General features: G+C 55.5%; 1 rRNA gene. It reads left to right on the top strand.

Going from position 1 to position 1,216, the window contains the following annotated elements:
- Positions 1-1,176 (top strand): 23S ribosomal RNA (locus tag H5411_RS46510); the annotation flags it as partial.
- Positions 1,177-1,216: the final 40 nt, after the last annotated feature.

Below are 1,216 nucleotides of genomic sequence, written 5' to 3'. Positions count from 1 at the left end.
GCGGGTGGAGCGGTGGTTGGCCGCAGAGACCAGCGGAAAGCGACTGTTTACTAAAAACACAGGTCCATGCGAAGTCGCAAGACGATGTATATGGACTGACGCCTGCCCGGTGCTGGAACGTTAAGAGGACCGGTTAGCCAGCAATGGCGAAGCTGAGAATTTAAGCGCCAGTAAACGGCGGTGGTAACTATAACCATCCTAAGGTAGCGAAATTCCTTGTCGGGTAAGTTCCGACCTGCACGAATGGCGTAACGACTTTCCGGCTGTCTCGACCACAGGCCCGGCGAAATTGCATTACGAGTAAAGATGCTCGTTACGCGCGGCAGGACGGAAAGACCCCGGGACCTTTACTATAGTTTGGTATTGGTTTTCGGTTCGGCTTGTGTAGGATAGGTGGGAGACTGTGAAGCGCTCACGCTAGTGGGTGTGGAGTCGTTGTTGAAATACCACTCTGGTCGGATTGGGAATCTGAACCTCGGACCATGATCTGGTTCAGGGACAGTGCCTGATGGGTAGTTTAACTGGGGCGGTTGCCTCCTAAAGGGTAACGGAGGCGCCCAAAGGTTCCCTCAGCCTGGTTGGCAATCAGGTGTCGAGTGCAAGTGCACAAGGGAGCTTGACTGTGAGACAGACATGTCGAGCAGGGACGAAAGTCGGGACTAGTGATCCGGCACCTCCTGGTGGAAGGGGTGTCGCTCAACGGATAAAAGGTACCCCGGGGATAACAGGCTGATCTTGCCCAAGAGTCCATATCGACGGCATGGTTTGGCACCTCGATGTCGGCTCGTCGCATCCTGGGGCCGGAGTAGGTCCCAAGGGTTGGGCTGTTCGCCCATTAAAGCGGCACGCGAGCTGGGTTTAGAACGTCGTGAGACAGTTCGGTCCCTATCCGCCGCGCGCGCAGGATACTTGAGGAAGGCTGTCCCTAGTACGAGAGGACCGGGACGGACGGACCTCTGGTGTGCCAGTTGTCACGCCAGTGGCATGGCTGGTTGGCTATGTTCGGAAGGGATAACCGCTGAAGGCATCTAAGCGGGAAGCCTGTTCCAAGATGAGGTATCCCACCCCTTTGTGGGTTAAGGCCCCCAAGAGACGATTGGGTTGATAGGCCAGAAATGGAAGCACAGTAATGTGTTGTCGAGTTGACTGGTACTAATAGGCCGAGGACTTGCCTACGAAGATGTTGCGCATCCACTCTACGGTTCTGAAACACCAC

Source organism: Amycolatopsis echigonensis, from assembly GCF_014174495.1.
GTDB lineage: Bacteria > Actinomycetota > Actinomycetes > Mycobacteriales > Pseudonocardiaceae > Amycolatopsis > Amycolatopsis echigonensis.
Note: the sequence above shows the minus strand (reverse complement) of the source record. Positions and strands in the feature narration are given on the sequence as shown.